This window comes from Geobacillus sp. C56-T3 (genome assembly GCF_000092445.1).
Lineage (GTDB): Bacteria > Bacillota > Bacilli > Bacillales > Anoxybacillaceae > Geobacillus > Geobacillus thermoleovorans.
The window spans coordinates 2,535,413-2,553,188 of record NC_014206.1; the positions used below are offsets into that span (position 1 = coordinate 2,535,413).

Here is a 17,776-nt window from a genome sequence, read left to right on the forward strand (position 1 = left end):
GAGAGGGGGGAGGAAGTGTGATCCAGTTTCACGACTTTGGCATTGACATTCAAACGTATACGGATCGTGGGAAAGAGAACGATTTTCCCGACGTAAACCAATGCCCCCCACTGTCCATCCCGCCGCCCCTTGCATCGTCACGGATACGACCAACGCTATGTGTTGACGGCAGAGGGGGAGTATCACCTTTGGATCGCACGATATCGCTGTCAAGAATGCCGTAAAACCTTGAGTGTGCTGCCTTCTTTCCTCACATTTCGCACCCTCCCGACGAAAATCGGGAGGATTTTTTCATTCCGGTGTCGAATGAATCCTTGACACACAAGGAACGTAAAGGAGTTTTTCTCTCATGAATGTGAAAGTCAAAGGGGTCTATCGTAATGGTTATTTGAATATAATAAGTGTTCTAGTCAAAAAACTCGACATCCCCCACTTGATTGACCATCTTGTGCCCGTCGATCCACAATGCCAAACGCGAGTCAGCGATGCCGTTCAGGCCATCCTTTACAATCTATTTGACGGCCGGCAAGCCCTTGTTCACTTAGAACGATGGGCTCAGGAGATCGATCTAGAGAAACTCATCCGTCCCGGTCTCCATCCTTCCTGGTTGAACGACGATGCCTTGGCCCGTCATCTCGACCGCTTGTATGAGGCCGATATTCACAAGGTCATCAGCACTTGCTTGATTCACATTTATCGCAAAGAAGGCCTTTCCCTCCGAGCCTTTCACGCCGATACGACAGACAAAACTGTTTACGGAGCGTATGAATCGGCCTCGTTAGAGGCTCTGCAGATCACACATGGCTACAACCGCCATCAGCATTGGCAAAAACAGATCGGCTTCGGGCTGATCGGCAACGAGGATGGCATCCCGTTTTACGGCGATGTGCATGACGGCAACCTGTCTGATAAAACATGGAATCCCGAGGTACTGTCCCGTGTCCATGAACAGCTGAAGCAAGCCCACCTCGACGACGAATGGATTTACGTGGCCGATTCCGCCGCGATGACGAAAGACACCTTGGCGCAGACGAAAGCCGCCCATGCCTTTTTGATCACCAGAGGCCCTTCGTCGCTTCGGATCGTGAAACGGGCATTAGCGGAGGCCGATTCGCCTCACATCCCGTGGAGCGAACCCTTTACCCTAGCGGAGAAAAACGGCGCCACGCATCGGGTATGGGAAACGGCCGCGACCTATGAAGGCCACCCGGTTCGGCTGATCGTCGTTGAATCGAGCGCGCTCGACCAGCGCAAAGGAAAAACGCTCGAAAAAGAGCGGGTCAAAGAAGCGGAGCTTCTTCGCGAGGAACAAGTCCGTTGGGAGCGCCACCCCTTCTCCTGCCGCGAAGACGCCGAACAAGCCTTGACGTCCCTCAAGGCGTCCCTTCGCCCTCGGTTTCATCGAGTGGAGGCCGCGGTCGAAGAGATCGTGCGTCCGAAAAAACGGCGCGGACGGCCGAAAAAAGGGGCGGAACCCGAGACGGAGACGCTGTATCTCTTGCGCCTGAACGTCGAATTCGACCAACCGGCATGGGAACAGGCGAGACGGAAAGCGTCCCGGTTTGTCCTCGTCACGACCGTTCCGAAGGAATGGAAGGGCCAACAAATGGATGCCCAAGAGATCTTGAAGCTGTATAAAGGGCAAATCTCGGTGGAAATGAACTTCGCGTTTTTGAAAGATCCGTTTTTCACGGATGAGATTTATGTCAAAAAACCAGAACGGGTCGCCGTATTGGGCTATCTATTTCTCTTGGCCTTGGCGATTTACCGCGTTTTTCAGCGCCGGGTGCGTCAGTTCATCACACCAGAACGCCCGTTAAAAGGGGCTGGAGGCCGCAAGCTGACCCGGCCAACGGGACAGGTGATTTTCCAGCTGTTTCAATATGTGAACGTCATCCTGCTGGAGCTGCCAGACGGGCGCATCCAACGCGCACTGGATCGCTCCCTCAACCCGGATCAGCGAAGGATTCTGCAGGGATTGGGCATGGATGAGAGCATCTACGTCTAACATGATACAGAACGACTAGCGATGGTAAAAAAAGGATTGCCATCGCTCGTTGTGTTGGTCAAAAAGTTATTCTGAAAAACTAAATAAAAAATCCTTTGTTTTGACCTTGTTAGGGTGCGAAATGTGAGATAAATGGTTCCTGAAACCATCGTACGTATACGCGATCGTCGTTCCATCCGACCATTGCTCTTTAAGAAGCAGTAAATGTTTGAGACTGGCCGTCGCTGGTTCGAATGACTTTTGAAGTCATATTGCCATTTACGTCATAATCGTAGTTGACGGAAGTACCGTTCGCTAACAACAGCTGTTTTAAGCGATCCGATAAATCGTACGTGTACTCTTTTTGGTTTCCTTTCTTTACCTCCACTGTTTTGTTCTTCACAACCTTAAACAGTAGAGGGGATTTTAGGAACTGGCAAGCCTTTTTTGCCATGAAGCTCTGCCATTTTGCACTAAACACACCCAGACGTTTCTGTTTCAAGCTCGGATGTATTGGCATCAAAAGAAGACATTCAAATCATTGAACGGAAAGCGCTCGATCTTCTCCAATCGTATTGGCACCAGTTGCTTTTGCGTTCGCATAATGGCGGAAATCAACCTTTTCTCTCTCCTTTCCCTGTTACGAAAACATGCCAAGAAAGGGCAAAGGAAAAGGGAAGAAACTTTACGGATGAGATTTACGTCAAAAAACCGGAACGGGTGCGGTATTGGGCTATTTGTTTCTGTTGGCCTTGGCCATTTACCACGTCTTCCAGCGCCGGGTGCGTCCGTTCATCACACCCGAACGCCCGTTAAAGGGCGCAGGAGGCCGGAAACGGACCCGACCAACCGGACAAGCGATTTTTCAATTGTTTTGGTATGTCAGAGTCGTCCTGCTGGAACTGCTCGATGGGCAAATCCAACGCAGGCTAGGGAAACCGCTCACCCCTGATCAGCGAAGGATTCTGCAGGGATTGGGCATGGATGAGAGCATTTACGTGTAACGTCATACGGAACGACTAGCGATGGTAAAAAAGGATTGCCATCGCTAGTCGTGTTGGTCGGAAAGTTATTCTGAAAAACAAAATAAAAAATCCTTTCTTTACTACCCTGTTAGGGTGCGAAATGCGAGTAGTAAAGTATGAGAGGGTAGTGGGAATGTCCCCCTGCTTGGTGAGTTGTTCGTAGAATAGGGTCTCGGGCATGGTGGGATGTTCCTTCCTCAATGCTGGAATATGATCCTCATCATCGGGGGACAGACGTCTGGAGCGGCCGCGTTCCGAACGGCGCTTCGGCTTCAAGGCGTCGAAGCCCCTTTTTTGTATCGGGCGCACCAATCCAGAATCGTCTTCGCCGCAATGGGTTTGTCCCCTTGATGGGGAATCGAGTACACTCGCCCGCCCACCTCATTCAAGTTGAACATACGACTATTTCAAGCGAATGAATGGGGCATACCTGCTTCTTAAGTACGAAAAAGGGCGGTGCTAGAGAGTGTTTCGATACACCGCCCAGACACCTCAAAGTCGTATGGAAGTTATTTTTCCGTTATCTATAACTTCGATCAGTTTTTCGAGTGTGTCGATAGTCCAAGTGGGGGGAACATTTCCTTGATATTCGCGTCCAACGTACAGCACTCGCATCCCGGCTCTTACAGCTGCCTCTACACCCGCTGTAGAGTCTTCAACAACAACACAATCGGCTGGAGCAACGTTGATTAGTTGTGCAACTTGCAAAAAAAGATTTGGAGCAGGTTTTGACGGAACTTTCGACGGATCTGCTATAGCGTCAAAGTAAGAAGTAAGCTGGAGACGGTCAAGGATAAATAAAGCGTTACGGGTGCTTGAACCCAACGCAATTTTAACACCTGATTCCCTCAAGCGTTTGATGAGCGGTATAACACCAGGGAAAATGTGCCTCGGCTCAAGCCCATTGATATATTCAAGAAAGTATTTGTTCTTGCGTGTAGCCAGAACTTGCTTTGCCTCCTCGTCTACCTTGAGATTAGCCCAATTAAGCAAAATGTTTAGAGAGCTCATTCTGTCAACACCTTTGGTTCGTTCAAGCACCTCTTTTGGACAAATAACTCCCAACTCTTCGATTACCCTTTTCCATGCTTGTAGGTGATACTTTGCAGTATCTACAATAACACCATCCAGGTCAAAAATTACACCCTTAACACCGTCAAGGTCAAAAATTACATCCTTCACCATCGAGAGCTTGCCCCCTTAAACGATTTTCCTCGTGTTCAATGCACTTTATCGTTTATTCTCCTGTCTAAAAGGAATAGCAAGAAGAAGCTCACGATTCAGGCCACAGCACAGCAAAACGATTCAAGCTGGGTTAAGTAGTACTACGATATTCATCTAGCGACCGCAGCAAGGGCAATGAAGCCAAAGAGATTATAGCGATCCCCAACCCACCCCCAATCAGCAACGACAAAATCCCATATTGTTCGACAATAACTGTACCGAAAAAAGCACCAAGAGGCTCCGCCGCTTGAACAACCACCAAGGCGAAAGATAATGCCCGCCCTTGCAAGTGCTTTGGTATAGCACTTACTAGTAGAGCAATGGCAAATGCGTTAAAAACAGCCGTAGCAAGTCCGGTACCTGCCCTGAGTGCGACCGCAACAGGCAAACTTGGAAACAAACCGAGTGCGATCTGAAAAACTCCCCACAAGAATAGCGAGAACATCATCGGTTTCCTTTGCTGCGAAAAATTCCCCTTAAAAATTCCCAACACAATGCCTGCCAAATATCCCGCCGAAAAAGACGATTGTAAGATCCCTAAGCCCATGGCGTTAGTTTTTACATGTTCAACACCATAAGGAATAATTGTTGGTGCAATGGCGGCAGAAGTTAGGTTTGCTACTGAAACAATGAGTAATAAAATCAACAATGATCGATGTGTTTTGTAAAAAGAGATTCCTTCGACCAATTCAGCTAAGTAAGCACGGTCTGTGTTATGGTGGGAGACGATTTGGCTGGGTACACCAACAGACCGAGGCAGGAGAATTATACATAGAGCAGAAATAGCAAAAGTCAAAGCATTAATCCCAAAACCAGACGCCGCTCCTGCAAAGCTCAACAATACTCCTGCCAGAGCTGCCCCGAGTAGTTGAGCACCTTGCAAGGAACTTTGCAAGATTGAGTTCGCTCGAACCATCTCCTTACTGTGCACTATCGAAGAAAGCACTGCAATACCTGACGGATAGAAAAGCGCAGCACTGGCTCCACCAATAATGGCAATTGCATATAAATGCCATAATTGAAGTTTACCTAACAAAACTATAGATGTTAAGGTAGCAAAGGCTACAAACCGCACGAAGTCCATACAAAACATCAAATATCTCCGGTCAACCCGATCAACAAGAGGAGAACCGAGTATTCGAACTACTATCTCTGGGATCACAAATGCAATATAGAGGTTTCCCATAGCCACTTGTGAACCGGTAATATTGTATACGGTCCATCCCATGAATAAACTTGCGATGCTGTCACCAACAGAACTGACAGCCTGAGCAACCCATAGAAACCAGTAATAGCGGTTCAGGTAAGCCATACCATTAGGCACTCCTATTCCTGATAAACTCCCTGGATGTCTCCTTCTATGTTTTCGCTAAGACAGACGCTTTGCGAAAATCAGAAAATCCTCACCATCGCTCCAATAGTCCCGTAGATAGCCTTCAAGAACAAAACCATTAGCTTTGTGGAAGGCAATCGCCGCCTCGTGTTCTGACTCGTTCCCTACATCGAGATAAACCTTTCGACAGCCCAAACGCCGAAGTTCTTCCTCAATATGACCATATAACTTAGTGGCAATTCCTCGTCGTTGCCATATGGGATCTACAAATAGCCATATTGCCCAATAAATGTCTTGCACACCCCACCGATCCTTCTCATAGCCCATTACTCCCACCACATGTCTGTTCTCTTCTGCAACAAAAAAACGAGCCGTTTCTTTACGATGCCCCTCTGAGATATCGCACCGGGCCAAATCAGCAAGTGTTGGATTATTTGCAGCCACTATCTCTACTACCCTTTCAAGATCTTCTTCTTTCATCTCCCTAATCATCACGCCTATCACCTCACCAGAGCCTTAATGATTCATCTTTCTGATTTTACATACGAAGAAGAAGCCCTCCATATACTCACTCACTTGGCAACACCCGCAATGCTTTGGAGAGGTCCGGGTGATACTTCTTTTCTCCCCATAATGTAAGACCAGATTGAGAAGGGACTTCAATTTGAATTTCTTCTACACGGGCTGGATAATTCCTAAGCAAATAGTCAACTGGTTCCTCATTTTCTTCCGGTGCAAAAGTACACGTGGAGTAGACCAAAATTTCACCTGGCCGCAGAAGCTTAAACGACGAGATGAGCATTTTTTTCTGAAGCCTGCTAAATTTGCGAATGCGATGTTCAGACCAGAAGAGAAGAGCTCGAGGTCTCCTGAGATCGATACGCCCTTCGCCACTGCACTGAACATCAAGTAAGATTCGGTCAAACTGTCGAGTTACGAATTTATCAATATACTGACCCGGATAGTTTGTTATTTCCGTCACGAAACAACGGTAGATCGCACAAACCTCCCGAAAACGTAATAGACGGGGTTTTATGGCATCGTTTAACAACAATTCAGCTTTATTGTTAACAAGTGCAGCAATAGTTTCCTCTTTTGCTTCTCAAATTTTTGGAGTAGCGGGCGCTGTGCTATTATTGAGGTCATGAAGCTCACCTCACCTCTGAATATCATTTCGAACATTAAGACACCGGTTCAATTTCTATTGACAAATGTTTCAAGGCATTCCTAGCTGACTTCAGTGCTCCAAGAGGATCTGAGTGCTCCGTCATAACAAAAGCTAATCCCAACCAACCAGGAGCCACGCGTTCTCCTATCTTGACTCGTAGCTCTCCGTGTACAACATTTGGCGCTGTCAACATTTCTTCAAATCCATGTACGCTCCTTACTATTCCTTCATACGGTGGAACGTACCAATCAAGGCAAACTGCACTACTTTTGGTGAAACGGAGATCTGGCTTTTCACCAAGAGCCAGCTTCAAACTGGCTTCAGCAAGATCAACCCCAAAAGCTTGGCGAACCATAAGCGGGACCAGACCACCCCCAAGTCGTGGATTAAATTCCAATAAACGCGGACCTTCTGGTGTCAATTTATATTCGACATGGACCGCACCTAAATGGATAGGAAGAGCCTCGGCTAGTTTACTTGACATCAAAACGATTTCCCTATAGGTCTTCTCGGTAACTGGAGCCGGCAGAAAATAATCTTTGTAGTGAATACGGAGCGCTCTACCTCCGCGGGATGAATGATATTGATGCGCCTCTGTTATCGTAATTGGAAATAATTGTCCTTCAATGATCATACCCTCAAGACTTAGTACGCGTCCTTCGTCTCGGAGGTATTCCTCAACAATGACCTGACCGGGAGAAACGGGACTGCTTAAGCTTGCCTCGAAGGCTGCCCGCCAAGCAATTTCAATATCCTCCAAACGTTCCACTTTGGAAGCTCCCTCGGCTGACGAGCTAGCAATCGGTTTAATTACTACCGGGAGACCAATCTGGTTAACAGCTGACTTAAGTTCATCGAAAGAATTTGCTCTCCTATAGTTAGGGTTAGGAAGACCAATCTCCCGAAGACATTCACGGGTTTCCCACTTGTCAAGGGCTCTCCGCACACCTTTTGGGGATGGCCCGGGAAGCCTTAGGTATTGTGCAACGATGGCACTCAATTCGACAAGTTCGTCCTCGTGAGTAAAAACACCGTCCACACCCCATCTACGTCCATATGTTGCAATTGTTTCCGCCCATTGTACCGGGTTTTGATAGAGATCTGGAAGGATGAGTTTATCCAACACCACCTCAGGAGTTGGACGATCCCGATCCATTACCAGCAATACATTGACGCCCATACGAGCAGCGGCTTCTAACACATACCCTCTCCACTCTGAGCTCCAGTCCAAAATCAATAACTTACGCACCTTATTACACCACCTTGTGTAAATGTAATTTACCAAGAAAAGGTGCCTGAAAATCGCTAATACGCACCCCAAGATTCCGGTAGAAAAGATGTCCTTCAAGACTTAAATCGGACATACCTTCCTCACTATATCCCAGGCAAAACACCGGATCATCAAGCTTGGAAAACGATATAATTCTCTCCAAAACGTCGGAACTGTCCTCTCCATAAATCTGAGCCGGTATAGGGCGAAATCCGATTCGCCACTTAAAGCTGTACAACCCGACACTAACCACATGTCCGTAGAGATTCGGATCCACACCAAGGCTGGATATGGAATATCCAAGCTCCCGGGCTGTACGCAACAACAGGAAGTAAAGATAACGTGAAAGTTCAACAGAACCCATATAATTCGGGTCGGTTGCACTATACACTACCCTAAGCATGTTCATGTCGTTTCTACGAAGACAGAGGGTTCCGCCAATCATCTGAGATCCATCATAGATAAATAGGCCGACAAATTTTTCCGGCTGAGTTATAAACACATGGCGATCCGCCTCTGCTATGAGCAAACCTCGCTTCATTTCCCTAACACGATTTCTGTAGAGTTCGTACCATTTATCAATAGTTTTTATCTCTAACCCATCTTCTACCACAACTTTAAAGCGAGACTCCACAATATTAACGGCCTTTCGGGTACGCTGGCGTTGTTTTTTGCTCAAAATCGCAAGATACTCTTCATCCGACTGGTAAGATGGGCATATCCAAAGCAACCAACTCGGTTTATAAATAAATCCATTACACGCAAGCTGGCGGCGCTGCTCCAAGTTTGGATTATAGATACGGAGGATATCGTAGGAACCCATCTTTTCTGAAGTATTCATCCTATTTAATTTGTCGTAAATATCAGAGCCATAGAAGGATAGAAGGACAAGATCCATAAAGTGTTCACGTCGCACGCTACCCTCAAGCTCTAAGGCTTCTTTCCTTTCAGTGTAAGGGGTTTCTATAGTAATTTCAGGGATTGCAATCATGGAAAGATGACCACTCCTTCATTATCATTTAGTCAAAGCCGACTTCTCAAGAAAACGACAAAGACGAAAAACAATTTCTTTAAATATTTTGGGTTCGATCCCACAAGAAATGCGTAGCCAAATCTGGCCGTTTTTCGAGAACTTTCTTGCGATTTCTGGATCCGCAGTAAAGCATCCCAGAGGATAGGAGGCTAATCGTTCTTGTTCAAATAACTTCACAGCAAAAGTTCGTTCGTCAGACAAATGTTGCGGAACACGAAAAGAAGCCAAGAAATTACTGCCATCGTCCAGAGCTGTATATCCAATAAGATAGTTCCGCATAGTACTAAATAGGAACTCGCGGTTTTCCCAAATAGTGTTATACATCTCACGAAGCTCCTGTTCATGACGATGCAATTCATTTTGTGCTACAGCGAGAATCTCATCCTTAATGTCGACAGGCATACTGTTGATTACTGAACGCAAGTAATTCATGGAATCGTTCTCTCTTCCCAATGTTCGAACATGTATGGCTGCGGAGTAGAGCAAATCCCGCAAGAAACCATCTCTGGCCACTAAGGGTGGGCAATCCCCGAATCGCCGCTCGACCACAAATTCGAGAAATGACGGTGCCGCAAGTACGTACCCTAGCCGGAAACCGCTCACAGGCCTTCGCTTGGAAAAACTGTCCACGACAAATACGCTGTCCCAAGCATCATATTTTTCAAACACAGAACTAAAGTTTTGAAACGCGCTACTTCCAAGTGCAATATCGGAGCCGATCTTTTCAAAGACAACCCAGGCACCTGTTGCTTTGGCTTCATCCACAATCCTACCGAGCTCTTCCTCGCTATACTGAGTACCTGAAGGGTTATTGGGTTGCGTCATAAAAATCACATCTGCACCAGTTCGTCTGATGGCGTCTCGTATTACCTCAACACTGGGGAGAAACCCATGATTAGGATCTCCAAACAGTTCTTGAAACTCAAGTCCTGCCAAAGTTATATTTTGAAAAACAATGGAATACTGTGGCCCAAGCACTAGAACACGGCGAGCTCCCTTATAGGATAGATATTGAAATACGAGACGCAATCCTTCTGCAGCTCCAGCGGTCATGGCGCACTCTACCTTGTCGAGCGGTCCCCCTTTAAGTGTTTCCTCGTATATTTGTGTTGCCATTCGCAACAGATTATCACCAAGAGGTCCTGAGTAGCGGTTCAAATTACTCCAATTTATTGCATCACGATCTAAACTATCCAAAAAAACGGATTGGGGACGCAACAAGTTAGTTCCCGAGGAGAGTTCACACAATTCTTTGGCAACAGTGCCTTGTTCATCACCAAAAAACAAATGATCTAATTCAAAATACAGAGTATCCTTCCAAGAAATTGTTCGAATTGGCTTACCAAGAGCACCCTCTTTATCAGATATCTCCCTTAAATCCCCAAAAGACTTATCCATGTTATCGATTCCTCCTTCTACAATGTCGCGCTTGATTCCAATACAGATGGTTGGTGAAAACACAGGAAGGAAACTTTTATGCACGTTGCATAACCAAGTTCAACAACCGCGTTGACGAATCCGTAAACTCTTCAGAAAAAATAACCTCTGTCCCTACTGAACGAGCTACTTGCTCCTCGAGAAAGATATTTGGATTCGTTCTTTCGTCCCGATGCTTGTAGTCAGGTCCCTTGAAAAATACGTGTGGTCGAACGCTTTGTATAACATTGCAAGCAGAAGAAGCATTGTTGACTGCAACGTAATCCACAATTTCAAGCCCGGCAATAAACACGGTTCGAAGATGGTGTGTAAACACTGGACGATCAGGACCCTTATTAACAAATTTGTCAGCTGTGACAGTAACAAACAAATGGTCCCCATGTTGCTTTGCCTGCAAGAAATGATAATAATGTCCGATATGCAACAGATCAAATGTGCCGTGACAAAGTACCACCCTCTTTCCTTGTTCCCGAAGCTCATCTGCCTTTTCAGCCATCATTTCCAAAGTAACGAGTTTGGGTTTCGGCATAATGTCCTGGGGCAAGAGTGTAATGCTAAACGGGATGTCTTTTGGCTGGTCCCAGGGCTTTACCATGTTGACAAAACATTGACGTGCTCCAATCTTCCTTAGCTCATGTTTTAAATGTTGCAACAGAGTTAGGCCAACTTCTTGGCGGTAATCTCCCTTATCCATATATAACCATTCTGCCCAATAAAGTTGCTGATGTTGAAGTGCTGGACGGAAACTGACGAATCCGAGTATACACCCGTTAAGTTCAGCAACCAAAATGCCACAACCAGTCGGCATCTGCTCACTAAAGTACGAACGAAAATGCACCTCTACGGAAGAAAGGGATTCTGGGTTATATTCTGCAATTAAATCAAGAACCACAGGTATATCGGACTCAGTCATAAATCGGACTTTAATCATTGTAATACCCCCATATTTATATGGATTCAACTCATTTAAGTAATATTCGAAGGATCTGGTTAGTCAAATTTCAACCAGATCTCTATCATTGAAATACTTCGCTATACATTATCTGTTCAGAATTTAGTTAACCCGTGATGTGTAAATATCCAGTTACAAAACAGGATTTGCAAGAGGCTTTTATTAACCTGAATCCGTGACAGAAGTGTATCAAAAATGTCGGAAAACCCAATCATGCCAAAGTATCAACTCAATTCCGAATGTTCACCTATTAGGTGAAGAACCCTTAGTACAATATTTGTTGGTTTATCAAGTTTTCTTGGCAGTTTAAACGCGTCTTTATCATGGATTCAGGTTATTAAAATATTACTACTGAAATTACCAGACACATCCTAGGAGTCTGTCCGATGGATTGAAGCCGGCGAATATTTATGCAAAATTTCCTATTTTATACAATTTGAACGTTCGTTTATTTCACTATTTTGCATCAATATCCTCCAAAATGGTTTCGTCGGGCAGACTCCTAGAGGACTGGTGAAAAACGACCGATTTCCCCGAACCCGCTGTTTTCGGCTGAAAGAGAAGCGTTGATGTTACAGGACTTCCCCATTTGAGAAGAAAGTCCGTTTTCCGCGACTTTTCACTAAATCACCAGTCTTCTAGAAGGTCGGTGATTTAACGAATGTAAAGCTTTACAGCAGTATTTCTCAAATTAAGAAGCTTTGCAACACCTTGTTTTCATTCTAGGTGATTTCTCACCGACCGAGCGAATCCGCTGTTTTTCACCAACTTTCTAGGAGGCTGGTGATTTAGTACAAAATGCTGCTAGTTCCAGCTATTTCTCAATTAGAAAAACCTTGCGAAATCAGCCTTCTTTTTTGGCGAAATGCCGCTGATTTGCTCGTGACAACCGTTTTTCACCGTCCTTCTAGAGGAAATGCACGTAAGAGTAGATGGCCATGCCGGCCACACGGTATAAAGAGATACACAGGGCCGGTCATATCCAATTTAAACTTTCCGGCTTTTCAAAACCATTCGTTAATATAAACAAGGTTGACGCAAAAAAATCTAATCCTAGCTCTCTTACTCCTATGGTCAACTGACGTCATTGACTTTCATATGGAATACATCGCAAAATTGACTCGAAAATGTTTAATGTTTCCTCTACATCAGCCTTTTGGTGGGCATATGACAGAGATATAGGTTCCGGGCATGGACCAAGAGGTAATAAAAATGCATATAGTTTTTTCTCGAACGCTTTCTGATAGCACTTCAAGTGGTAGTTTTTATTCCAAGTTTCAACAACCTGCCGGTAATTTCGAAGACGTTTTTCCGTACCGAAGTGAATTGAAATACGACCGCCTATCCCTTCCACGTACCCCTTAACACCATACCGGAGGAAGAGTTCCCTAATACCGTTTACCAACAAATAGTTGAGTTCCCGGACGTGTGCATACACTTCAGGATGGTCTTTCAAATAGGAAAGCACCTTATAAGCCCCAAGTACACTAAGTACACGCCCCGTATTAGTACCACTAGCTTCTGCTCGTCCTGTTGGTGAAAGATGTTCCATCAGATCTTTACGTCCGGCCAACGCAGCGATGGGAAAACCACAGCCCAGTATTTTGCTATAAGTTGCAAGATCAGGGATTACCCCAAGGTATTCCTGAGCACCCCCAAGTCCAAGTCTGATCCCCGTCATAACCTCATCAAAAATTAAGACGATTCCATGTTCTGTACAGATTTGTCTGACTGTCTGAATAAAGTCGTTATCAGGCAATATTACCATAGATGCGAGTACCACTGGTTCCATAATGACCGCAGCCAAATCATTTTTATGTCGCTTAACAGTGTGAATGAACGTTTCTATGTCATTGAAAGGAATTGTAATAACTAGATCTTCAATACCGCTTGGGATTCCACTCGATCCAGGAACTGGTTCAAACTCACCACCGTCTGTAATCCGTCCTAATCTTGGTGAGGAATCAGTAGAGAAAAGCAAGTAATCATTCACTCCGTGAAAATGTCCCTCAAACTTAAGTATCTTTCGTTTTCTTGTGGCAGCACGAGCAATGCGGGTAGCAAACAGCGTAGCCTCGGTCCCAGTGTTCGTTAACCGTACCTTTTCGGCTCCAGGAATGACCTGAACAATCAGCTCGGCAAGTTTTACATGGAACTCGGTTTCATATTGAAATCCTAAACCAATCTCTTGGGCTTGTTTCATCGTTTCAGCAATAATAGGAGAGTCATGACCAAGAAATAATGAACCCCATCCCATACAAAAATCTAACCAACGTTGGTCATTAACGTCATACAAATAAGCTCCCCTTGCCTTTTTAATGTACGTCGCACCAAATATAGGAAAATTATTCCATGAGGATGATACCCCTCCAGCCAAAACCTGATTAGCTCGTTGCTTCAACTGCATTTCCAGATTCATATTTTACCCCTCCGTTTTTACATTCGTTTCTTGATTTAAAAAACTTTCTCACTACCTCGACTGTAAATTCAACCTGATCGTCAGATAAGACATGCGAAACCGGTAGTGATAGAATTTGCCTTGATTGCCTCTCAGTTTCCGGCAAGTTAACTTCTCCATACTTTTGAATAAATGCTTCCTGCTTGTGAATTGGAATGGGATAATGAATTTTGCAATCAATACCGTTTTTTATTAAAAACTCACAAAGTTTGTCTCTCATGACAGTCCGAATCACATAGGCATGATAGACAGCATACTCTCCTTCACGTTCAATTGGAAGTTCAAGTGGCAGATCTGTAAATGCTTCGTGGTAGTATTGGGCAATTTGACGCCGCCGAAGTGTCCATTTATTCAACTTCTTAAGCTTTGTATTTAGAATTACTGCTTGCAAAGCATCAAGACGAGAGTTATGCCCGAATAAGACACACTCATCACGCGTACGAAGCCCGTGGTTTCGCAATAACTGACATTGTTGCGCAAGATCTTCATTATCAGTGACTATAATCCCTCCATCTCCACAAGCACCTAGAAGGCCGGTGAAAAAGTACACTCTAAGGCAGGGATTTAGGGAGCTTATGTCGAAAAAGGAAGAAAAATCGTTGGAATGGAGCGTGAGCGGATCATGAAAGCCCCCCAAAAACCCTTCGACTCAGCCTCGGCTGTTTCAAGTCATCGACATGGAGGACCTGATTCCCCCACATCATATCCTGCGCCAAATCAACGAAGCGGTTGACTTTTCCGTCATTCACGATTGGGTGGCTCCCCTGTACACGGAAAAAACGGGTCGTCCAGCGGCGGATCCGGAACGGCTGCTTCGCCTGATGCTGCTCTCGTATTTGTTCGACCACTCCGAGCGGGAGTTGTATGAGATCCTCCCCATGCATGCCGGATACTTGTGGTTTTGCGGTCTCGACTTTGAATCCGTGCTCCATCCGGATCCTCATCACCCCACACTGCCGGATCGAACGACGCTCGTCAAAACACGGAAACGCTGGCGCCAACACGGAATCTTTGATCGGCTGATGACCTACGTGGTGGATCAGTGCATCGCGGCGGGTCTGGTCTCGCCGGATGTGCATGCGGCGGCCGATGGCACCCAAGTGCGGGCGAATGCTTCGATCCACAGCTTGCGGGAAGTCAAGCTCGCTCCGGTGGAAACGTTGGAGGACTACCTCGCCCGCACCGCCCGGGAAGATGAACAGACCGAGTCCCCGGAGGCGGACCGGGATCCCGATGACGACCCGCCTTCTCCGTCTCCCCCATCAGGGGAACGCGTCCATGCCGAAGAACGAGGAAACTTCCGTGGAACCACGTTTTCCAACCGGACCCATCGAAGCGTGACGGATCCGGATGCCCGGTTGTACAAGAAAGGCAAAGGCCAGGAAGCGTATCCTCGGTATCTGGTGCACGACGTCATCGACGTCCGGTCGCGCGTGATTTTGTCCAGACGGGCCAGCCTCGCCACCGGAACGGCGGAACGGGAGACGAGTTTGGAGCAGCTGGCTTCGATTCGGTTTCGCCACCCGTCGATCACGATTCGGACCTTGTCCGCGGACAAAGCGTATGGCACCACGGAGTATTTGAAAGCGCTCTTCGTCCAAGGCATCACGCCGCTCGTGTCGCTGCGCCGCAAGGAGATGGAGGAGATTCCAACCTGGAAGCGCCGGGCGAAGGATCCCGCTCAGGAAGCACAACGCCAGGCGAAAGTCCGAGACGTTCAGATTCGCAACCAAGCGAGGCTCATTCAGCAACAGGGCGGTTATCGATCGATTCAAGCCCTTCGCACGCGTTGTGAGCATGTGTTCGCCGAAGGGAAGGAATGTCATGGGCTGGACCGGGCCCGAAGCCGGGGCCTTTACGCCATGGAAGAACAGGCGCTGTTGACCGCCGTCGTGCAAAATCTGAAGCGATTGTGCCGGTTTCGAAAAAAACAAGGGGGGACCGGATCTTTGGCGTTCGCAAAAACGGAATTGGGAGCAGGAAGTCCTGCTCGTCTTCCCGTCCTTTGGCGCCAAATGGCGGGGAGAATGGTCTCCAAAATTCGACATGAGGGAAGTCTATGCCCCATTAATTCACCGGCCTTTTAGAGCTTTCTCTCTTCCATAAATCTCACATTTCGCACCCTCCCGACGAAAATCGGGAGGATTTTTTCATTCCGATGTCGAATGAATCCTTGACACACAAGGAACGTAAAGGAGTTTTTCTCTCATGAATGTGAAAGTCAAAAGGGTCTATCGTAATGGTTATTTGAATATAATAAGTGTTCTAGTCAAAAAACTCGACCTCCCCCACTTGATTGACCATCTTGTGCCCGTCGATCCACAATGCCAAACGCGAGTCAGCGATGCCGTTCAAGCCATCCTTTACAATCTATTTGACGGCCGGCAAGCCCTGGTTCACTTAGAACGATGGGCTCAGGAGATCGATCTGGAGAAACTCATCCGTCCCGGTCTCCAGCCTTCCTGGTTGAACGACGATGCCTTGGCCCGTCATCTCGACCGCTTGTATGAGGCCGATATTCACAAGGTCATCAGCACTTGCTTGATTCACATTTATCGCAAAGAAGGCCTTTCCCTCCGAGCCTTTCACGCTGATACGACGGACAAGACGGTTTACGGAGCGTATGAATCGGCCTCGTTGGAGGCTTTGCAGATCACACATGGCTATAACCGCCATCACCGTTGGCAAAAACAGATCGGCTTCGGGCTGGTCGGCAACGAGGACGGCATCCCGTTTTACGGCGATGTGCATGACGGCAATCTATCGGATAAGGCGTGGAATCCTGAGGTGCTGTCGCGGATCCACGAACAGTTCAAACAAGCCAAGATCGACGACGAATGGATTTACGTGGCCGATTCCGCCGCGATGACGAAAGACACCTTGGCGCAGACAAAAGCCGCCCGAGCCTTTTTGATCACCAGAGGCCCTTCGTCGCTTCGAATCGTGAAACGGGCATTAGCGGAGGCCGATTCGCCTCACATCCCGTGGAGCGAACCCTTTACCCTGGCGGAGAGAAACGGCGCCACGCATCGGGTATGGGAAACGGCCGCGACCTATGAAGGCCACCCGGTTCGGCTGATCGTCGTTGAATCGAGCGCGCTCGACCAGCGCAAAGGAAAGACGCTCGAAAAAGAGCGGGTCAAAGAAGCGGAGCTTCTTCGTGAGGAACAAGTCCGTTGGGAGCGCCACCCCTTCTCCTGCCGCGAAGACGCCGAACAAGCCTTGACGTCCCTCAAGGCGTCCCTTCGCCCTCGGTTTCATCGAGTGGAGGCCGCGGTCGAAGAGATCGTGCGTCCGAAAAAACGGCGCGGACGGCCGAAAAAAGGGGCGGAACCCGAGACGGAGACGCTGTACACCCTTCGCCTAAACGTCGAATTCGACCAACCGGCATGGGAACAGGCAAGACGGAAAGCGTCCCGGTTTGTCCTCGTCACGACCGTTCCGAAGGAATGGAAGGGCCAACAAATGGATGCCCAAGAGATCTTGAAGCTGTATAAAGGGCAAATCTCGGTGGAAATGAACTTCGCGTTTCTGAAAGATCCGTTTTTCACGGATGAGATTGATGTCAAAAACCAGAACGGGTCGCCGTATTGGGCTATCTATTTCTCTTGGCCTTGGCGATTTACCGCGTTTTTCAGCGCCGGGTGCGTCAGTTCATCACACCAGAACGCCCGTTAAAAGGCGCTGGAGGCCGCAAGCTGACCCGGCCAACGGGACAGGTGATTTTTCAGCTGTTTCGATATGTGAACGTCATCCTGCTGGAGCTGCCAGACGGGCGCATCCAACGCGCACTGGATCGCTCCCTCAACCCGGATCAGCGAAGGATTCTGCAGGGATTGGGCATGGATGAGAGCATCTACGTCTAACATGATACAGAACGACCCGAGTT

At 47.2% G+C, this 17,776-nt stretch carries 11 protein-coding genes and 6 pseudogenes; 5 read left to right on the plus strand and 12 right to left on the minus strand.

Going from position 1 to position 17,776, the window contains the following annotated elements:
• Nucleotides 1–17 precede the first annotated feature (17 nt).
• Both GC56T3_RS20010 and GC56T3_RS12510 read left to right on the plus strand, forming a co-directional pair.
• A pseudogene (locus GC56T3_RS20010) lies at nt 18–252 on the plus strand (DUF6431 domain-containing protein); the annotation flags it as partial.
• Between the two features lie 97 nt (nt 253–349).
• Nucleotides 350–2,008 (plus strand): IS1634 family transposase, encoded by a 1,659-nt coding sequence (locus tag GC56T3_RS12510; protein ID WP_041468477.1) that lies wholly within the window; start codon nt 350–352, stop codon nt 2,006–2,008.
• Nucleotides 2,009–2,201: 193 nt separating this feature from the next.
• Here GC56T3_RS12510 and GC56T3_RS12515 read toward each other — a convergent pair.
• Nucleotides 2,202–2,441 (minus strand): annotated as a pseudogene (locus GC56T3_RS12515) (RHS repeat domain-containing protein); the annotation flags it as partial.
• Between the two features lie 230 nt (nt 2,442–2,671).
• Here GC56T3_RS12515 and GC56T3_RS19370 point away from each other — a divergent pair.
• Nucleotides 2,672–2,991, plus strand: a pseudogene (locus GC56T3_RS19370) (transposase); the annotation flags it as partial.
• A gap of 129 nt (nt 2,992–3,120) precedes the next feature.
• On the opposite strand, the pseudogene GC56T3_RS19375 reads toward GC56T3_RS19370, so the two are convergent.
• The 11 genes and pseudogenes from GC56T3_RS19375 to GC56T3_RS12575 all read right to left on the minus strand — a co-directional run.
• A pseudogene (locus GC56T3_RS19375) lies at nt 3,121–3,401 on the minus strand (helix-turn-helix domain-containing protein); the annotation flags it as partial.
• 103 nt (nt 3,402–3,504) lie between these two features.
• Nucleotides 3,505–4,197 (minus strand): beta-phosphoglucomutase, encoded by a 693-nt coding sequence (gene pgmB / locus GC56T3_RS12530; RefSeq protein WP_013145810.1) that lies wholly within the window; start codon nt 4,195–4,197, stop codon nt 3,505–3,507.
• 130 nt (nt 4,198–4,327) lie between these two features.
• The gene (locus GC56T3_RS12535; RefSeq protein ID WP_013145811.1) at nt 4,328–5,548 is read right to left on the minus strand and encodes an MFS transporter; all 1,221 of its coding nucleotides are present in this window, start codon (nt 5,546–5,548) and stop codon (nt 4,328–4,330) included.
• A 57-nt stretch (nt 5,549–5,605) separates the two neighbouring features.
• Nucleotides 5,606–6,061, minus strand: a complete 456-nt coding sequence (locus tag GC56T3_RS12540) for a GNAT family N-acetyltransferase (protein WP_013145812.1) — start codon at nt 6,059–6,061, stop codon at nt 5,606–5,608.
• Between the two features lie 76 nt (nt 6,062–6,137).
• A complete protein-coding gene (locus GC56T3_RS20335) occupies nt 6,138–6,653 on the minus strand; it encodes a hypothetical protein (RefSeq protein ID WP_083778782.1) in 516 nt (171 codons plus the stop codon).
• A 97-nt stretch (nt 6,654–6,750) separates the two neighbouring features.
• Nucleotides 6,751–7,986: an ATP-grasp domain-containing protein gene (locus tag GC56T3_RS12550; RefSeq protein ID WP_013145813.1), complete on the minus strand. Its 1,236-nt coding sequence runs from the start codon at nt 7,984–7,986 to the stop codon at nt 6,751–6,753.
• Nucleotides 7,987–7,990: 4 nt separating this feature from the next.
• Nucleotides 7,991–8,998, minus strand: coding sequence for a peptidogalycan biosysnthesis protein (locus GC56T3_RS12555; RefSeq protein ID WP_013145814.1), 1,008 nt, complete (start codon nt 8,996–8,998; stop codon nt 7,991–7,993).
• A 24-nt stretch (nt 8,999–9,022) separates the two neighbouring features.
• A complete protein-coding gene (locus GC56T3_RS12560; RefSeq protein ID WP_013145815.1) occupies nt 9,023–10,438 on the minus strand; it encodes a pyridoxal phosphate-dependent aminotransferase in 1,416 nt (471 codons plus the stop codon).
• 76 nt (nt 10,439–10,514) lie between these two features.
• Nucleotides 10,515–11,408 (minus strand): GNAT family N-acetyltransferase, encoded by an 894-nt coding sequence (locus tag GC56T3_RS12565; protein ID WP_013145816.1) that lies wholly within the window; start codon nt 11,406–11,408, stop codon nt 10,515–10,517.
• Between the two features lie 1,105 nt (nt 11,409–12,513).
• On the minus strand, nt 12,514–13,848 hold the full coding sequence (locus GC56T3_RS12570) for an aspartate aminotransferase family protein (RefSeq protein ID WP_013145817.1): 1,335 nt from the start codon (nt 13,846–13,848) through the stop codon (nt 12,514–12,516).
• Entirely contained in the window at nt 13,814–14,437 is a 624-nt protein-coding gene (locus tag GC56T3_RS12575) for a DegT/DnrJ/EryC1/StrS aminotransferase family protein (protein WP_193568242.1), read from the minus strand. The genes GC56T3_RS12570 and GC56T3_RS12575 overlap by 35 nt, the downstream gene beginning before the upstream one ends.
• A gap of 54 nt (nt 14,438–14,491) precedes the next feature.
• On the opposite strand from GC56T3_RS12575, the pseudogene GC56T3_RS18795 reads away from it, so the two are divergent.
• Both GC56T3_RS18795 and GC56T3_RS12585 read left to right on the plus strand, forming a co-directional pair.
• Nucleotides 14,492–15,974, plus strand: a pseudogene (locus GC56T3_RS18795) (transposase).
• 121 nt (nt 15,975–16,095) lie between these two features.
• Nucleotides 16,096–17,753: pseudogene (locus GC56T3_RS12585) on the plus strand (IS1634 family transposase).
• Nucleotides 17,754–17,776: the final 23 nt, after the last annotated feature.

What these genes read in the sequence shown, in the direction of transcription:
- pgmB (WP_013145810.1), bottom strand. Translation starts at nt 4,197, where the DNA reads ATGGTGAAGGATGTAATTTTTGACCTTGACGGTGTTAAGGGTGTAATT.
- GC56T3_RS12560 (WP_013145815.1), bottom strand. Translation starts at nt 10,438, where the DNA reads ATGGATAAGTCTTTTGGGGATTTAAGGGAGATATCTGATAAAGAGGGT.
- GC56T3_RS12535 (WP_013145811.1), bottom strand. Translation starts at nt 5,548, where the DNA reads ATGGCTTACCTGAACCGCTATTACTGGTTTCTATGGGTTGCTCAGGCT.
- GC56T3_RS12540 (WP_013145812.1), bottom strand. Translation starts at nt 6,061, where the DNA reads ATGATTAGGGAGATGAAAGAAGAAGATCTTGAAAGGGTAGTAGAGATA.
- GC56T3_RS12510 (WP_041468477.1), top strand. Translation starts at nt 350, where the DNA reads ATGAATGTGAAAGTCAAAGGGGTCTATCGTAATGGTTATTTGAATATA.
- GC56T3_RS12565 (WP_013145816.1), bottom strand. Translation starts at nt 11,408, where the DNA reads ATGATTAAAGTCCGATTTATGACTGAGTCCGATATACCTGTGGTTCTT.
- GC56T3_RS12570 (WP_013145817.1), bottom strand. Translation starts at nt 13,848, where the DNA reads ATGAATCTGGAAATGCAGTTGAAGCAACGAGCTAATCAGGTTTTGGCT.
- GC56T3_RS12555 (WP_013145814.1), bottom strand. Translation starts at nt 8,998, where the DNA reads ATGATTGCAATCCCTGAAATTACTATAGAAACCCCTTACACTGAAAGG.